Genomic DNA, 5,315 nt, shown 5'->3' on the forward strand with positions numbered 1-5,315 from the left:
CCAGATCACCGAGGCCCTGGCGGTCTCGGGGCAGGCGGGGGTGCTGACAGGCCCGGGGTCGGGTGGGGCGCCGGCGGTCGGTGGGTCCGGCGGTGCCCGGCAGGCGGGGGTGCGGACAGGCCCGGGGTCGGGTGGGGCGCCGGCGGTCGGTGGGTCCGGCGGTGCCCGGCAGGCGGGGGTGCGGACAGGCCCGGGGTCGGGTGGGGCGCCGGCGGTCGGTGGGTCCGGCGGTGTAGCGCCGGACTCGTCGCGGACAGTGGAATCGGCGTTCAGACGGTTGTCGGCCGTGGGCAAACGCGACGAGCAGAATTTCGTGCGGTGGACGAGCGAGGTGCTCGGGGTCGATCTCGCGGAGCGCACGCCGAGGTCGAGCGGCTTCTACAACGCGGTGGTGCGTCGCTTCGGGAGGGAGTTGGAGGACGCGGGGGTCGAGCGCAGCAGTGCTGGACTGCGCGCGTGGGTGGCCCGCCAGTTGGCCGCTGACCTTCGCCTGGGTGAGGCGTCGGAGTTCCGGAAGTTGCTTCCGTATCCGGAGGTCATGTCCGAGCAGCGACGGGAGGACCTGCACCGGCAATGGCTTAACAAGATCGCGAACGACCTGAACGGCGATTACGACATTGCGCATGTGGTTCCTTACATCATCGCTTCGTTGCCCCTGTCGATGCGGATCCACCATCCGTTCGGTCCCCCGGACGATATCGGCCGGGAGCCCGGTGCTGGTGCCATCCGGCATCCGTTCGTCTTCTACAATGGGGCCGCCTACCTCGGCCAGCTACCTGACCCAGCCGATGCCGCACTCGCTGGCCGCCTCGCTGAGGGTCCCGAGCGGACGTCAATATCGGACAACGAGCAGCAGCGACTAGATCAACTGTTCGACGAAGCACGCGATCTGCTGCAAGAGAGAATCAAGGCGGCGGAGGAGAACCCCCATCCGACCAACGCCGAGCACTGGCCCATCCTGCGGGAAGTCTTCCAGCGCAGGCTCGCGGTCATCCGTAAACAACCCGACTTCCCCTACCGCAAAAAGGCCCGGGAACTCGTCGAACACCGCCGATACCTCGACAGTCTCGGTGTGGATAGCCTCTGGGAGAAAAAGAAGCCGGACCTCCGTGGACAGTTTACGCTCGACCTCTTCGCCGTTCAAGGGCAGTCCCGGCGGAGCTCGCAGTTGCGCGTGGGGCTGGGCGGCAGCTTGACGGTTCTCCTCAATGTCGACCGACTGGCCATGCGCGGCGATAGGGTTGCTTTTCATTTCGGGACACTCGGCGAAGACCGCATCGGTGTTGCGGAATTCCGGTATACCGACGCGACTGACGGCACCGACAGGATCATCTACCGAAGAAGCGAACACAAGCTCGACGAACGTGACCTGGTCGAGTTGAGGAGGAAGGCAGCCGGCCGCGTGTGGGACCTTCACCACCCACCGCTGTCGAGCGACTACTACCAGGTCGCGTTGCCTGTCCGTGTAGGCGGGAGGGTGGCCGGCGTTTTCGGCGACCCCGAGGCCAGCGACAGATTGCTCACGGTCCCGCAGGTCCCGGTGGTCGGCGGACTTCCGCCTGTCCTCCCTGCCGAGCTGGACGGTCGTCTCCTGCTCGGGTATGCCAGGGACGATGGCCGACCCACTGCGGTTCTGGTAGCGCAGGCCGAGAAGAACGTCAGAGGACGGCCCCTCTACCTGGAAGCGCGCAAGCCCGCCCTCGTCGTGGACGACATCAAGCGGCGGCGCAAGGAGGCGTTGTGGGAACCGGCGGCCCGGTGGGATCTTTCCGAGGAGATGTCTTTCGATGTCGTGTTGCAGGAGGGGACGTGGACGCCCGGTCCGCTGTCTATTGCGGTCGGCGGTGCTGATCCGGCCAAGACGTTGGACGGGGCGGAGGTGGATCTCTCCCCGGGGACGTTGGTCACCCTGTGGGTGGGGAAGTGGCAGGAGCCGGGGTCGGTCGGAGCGGATGTCGCCGGCACCATTCCCGCCGTGGTCAAGGCGCCGTTGGTCGACAAGTCCGGGTCCGGACACGTCTACCGGCTTGTCGACACGGGTGTGGACAACAAGGGCTTCGACGACCTGAAACGCCAGATCACCGAGGCCCTGGCGGTCTCGGGGCAGGCGGGGGTGCTGACAGGCCCGGGGTCGGGTGGGGCGCCGGCGGTCGGTGGGTCCGGCGGTGTAGCGCCGGACTCGTCGCGGACAGTGGCCTCGGCGATCAGACAGTTGTCGGCCGTGGGCAAACGCGACGAGCAGAATTTCGTGCGGTGGACGAGCGAGGTGCTCGGAATCGATCTCGCGGGGGTCGGACCGAAGTCAGACTTCTACTCGGTGTTGCGCACCTTCAGCCAGCAGTTGGCGGACTTGAAGCTCGACCGCATCCCGAACGGACTGCGCGGGTGGGCGGCCAGCAGCCTGGCCGCCGAGCTCCGCCTGGGTGACGCGTCGGAGTTCAGGGAGTTGTTTCCGTATCCGGAGGTCATGTCCGAGCAGCGGCGAGAGGACCTGCACCGGAACTGGATCGACAAGGTCGCGAACCACCAGAACGGCGATTACGACGTCGCGCCTGTGGTTGTCCGTATCCTGGCCCGGCAGTTGCCCCAGCTGCGCATCTACCAACCGTTCGGCGCCCCGGACGGCATCGGCCCGGAGTCCGATGCTGGTGCCGACCCGTATCCGGTCGTCTTCTACGATGGCGCCTTCTACCTCGGCCAGCTACCTGACCCAGCCGATGCCGAACGCGCTGGCCGCCTCGCCGAGGGCCCCGAGCGGACGTCAATATCGGACGACGAGAAGCAGCGACTGGATGGACTGTTCGACCAGGCACTCGGTCTGCTGCAGGCGCAAATCAACGAGGCGGAACAGGACCCTCGTCCGGCCAACAGACACTGGCCCGCCCTGCGGGAAGCGTTCCAGCGTAAGCTCGCGGTCATCCGTCAACGCCCCGAATCGCCCCAACGCCAGGCCGACATCCTGACGGAACACCGCCGGTACCTCTATCACATCCGCCGGACCAGCGGCTGGAAAGACGAGAGCCGAAGGCCTCAAACGGGTTGGTTCACCCATTACGTCACCGTCCGGGTCCAAGGTAACCAGAATGCACAGTTGATGATGGAGGTGGGCGGCAAGGTTCTGCGTATCAGCTCGCTCCACTCCATCTCCATCCTGGGCGACACGATCCCTGTCGATTTCTGGATGGACGGCGAAGATGTCGTCGCTGAGGCCAGAGTCCCGTACACCGCGCCCGACGGAACCGAAACCTTCATGTACCAGGAGTTCGCCACCAGACTCACGGCGGCGGATCTGACCAGGCTGATGGAAAGGGCGGCGGAGGCCCGGCGGTCGAAAGTTGAGTCGGCGATCGGGCAGTTGTCGGCCGGGGAAACCCGCAGCGAGTTGGCGGCATTCGAGCAGTGGGCGCATTCGGTTTTCCACATCGATCGCGCGGAGGGCGACGCGGGGCCGCTCGACGTCTTCTACGGGACGGTGTTGAAAACCCATGGAGAGCTGTTGGCGCAGGCGGGCGTCACCACCGTGGCTGAACTGGGCGTGCTGGTGGCCCGCCACCTGGACGCCGACCTCCGCCGGGGCGAGCAGTCGATGTTCAGAGCATTTCTCCCTTATCCGGAGAACATGTCCGAGCAGCGACGGGAGACCCTGCACCGGCACCTGCTCAACAAACTCGTACACCGCCAGCCCGGCTATCCCGACGTTGTGCATGTGGTTCCCCACATCGTGGCCTGGGGGTTGGGTCTGCCGATGGAGGTCCACCACCCGTTCGGTGCCCCGCACGTCATCGGTCCGCCGTCCGATGACGGCGCCAAACCGCAACCAGTCGTCTTCTTGAACGGCGCCTACCACCTCGGCCAGCCTCGTGACCCACACGATGCCCGCATCGTCGAGGGTTTCCCGTCACCGACGGCCCTCACCGAACTGCGCCGACTGGATGCCGTGTTCGACGAGGCGCTCGATGTGCTGAAAGCCGAAGTCGACGCGGCGGAACAGAACACGACGAACCGCCACTGGTCGCTTCTGCGGGACACATTCGATCGGAACCTCGCGGCCGTCCGTCAACGCCCCAGCTCCCCCCGCCGGCACATCGAGGTGCTCGAAGAGCACCGCCGATACGTCGACGCCCTCCGCGAGGACAGCAAGTGGGAAGACGAGAACCGTTGGAACCTGCAAGACCCATTCACCGTCCCCGTCCCCGTCGAGGACATCGGGGGTCGCCCATATCTTCAGTTCCGGGTCGGCGACAACGACGTGTTCCTCGAATATGTCGGTCGGGTCGCCGTCGCGGGCGACAGGGTCGCTGTCGTTGTCGGAAAGGTTGATGGCGAAGGTCTCAGTATCGCTATCGCCAGAATCCCGTACACCGCGCCCGACGGCACCGAGAGGTTCGTCTACCAGGAGTTCGCCCGCAGGTTCACCGACAGCGAGCTGGCCGAACTGCGGAGGATGGCAGCCGGCCCGGTGTGGGAGACCGCCGATCGGTGGAAGTTCGGCAATCTCTACCACATCACGGTGCCGGTGAGCGAAAGCGGAGTATTTAATAACATCACCTTCGGCGGCCAGAGAGTCACGATTCCACCGGTCGAGGTGGCTGACGGGCTTCCGCCGGTCATCGCTGCGGAGTTGAAGGAGGGGCGTTTCCGGCTCGGGTACGGGATGGATGGTCAACCCCTGGCGGTCCTGGAAGCACCGGCCGGAAGGAACGGCACGGGAGCGCCCCTGTACCTGGAGTTGTCCTCGCCGCCGCCCACCGCTTACGACATCGAGTGGCTGCGCACGCTGGCGCTGTGGGAATCAATCGAGCCGCCGCCGCTTGTCGACGAAGTGTCCATCGATCTCGTGATGCAGGAGGACAAGCGGACGCCCGACCCGCTGCCGCTCGCGCTGGGTGGGGACAACTCGGGCAAGACGTTGGACGGGCGGGAGGTGGATCTCTCCCCTGGGACGGAGGTCGCCCTACGGGTCGGCCGATTCTTCCGGCTGGAGGAGTCGAACGTCGTCACGAGTGTCTTCGCCGCGGTCAAGGCGCCGTTGGCCGACCGGTCCGGATACGCCCACCGGCTCATCGACACGAACATGTCGAACGAGTGGTTCGACGAGTTCAAGAAGCAGCGGGAGAAGACCGACAGCGGCAAACGCCCAGCTGTGCCGGAATGGCCGGCGGGGCCACTCGAAAAGCGCCCGCGCACCGGGGACGGGGTGCCTGGCAGCAGCGGCGACCCGTGGTGGTGCGTGGCGGCCACGCTCGATGTGTTCCAAACCGAGTACAAACGGCTGGGCAACCGGGCGGTGTTCGACGACCGGATCCTCGGACCGG

General features: G+C 66.2%; 1 protein-coding gene. It reads left to right on the top strand.

The features are described from left to right. Nucleotides 1–286 precede the first annotated feature (286 nt). Nucleotides 287–5,315 (top strand): hypothetical protein (locus tag ACGF5G_RS35595; protein ID WP_393271281.1); only part of this gene is annotated, 5,029 nt, incomplete at its 3' end.

It is taken from the genome of Micromonospora sp. NPDC047730 (assembly GCF_043204765.1).
In the GTDB taxonomy this organism is placed as follows: Bacteria; Actinomycetota; Actinomycetes; order Mycobacteriales; family Micromonosporaceae; genus Micromonospora.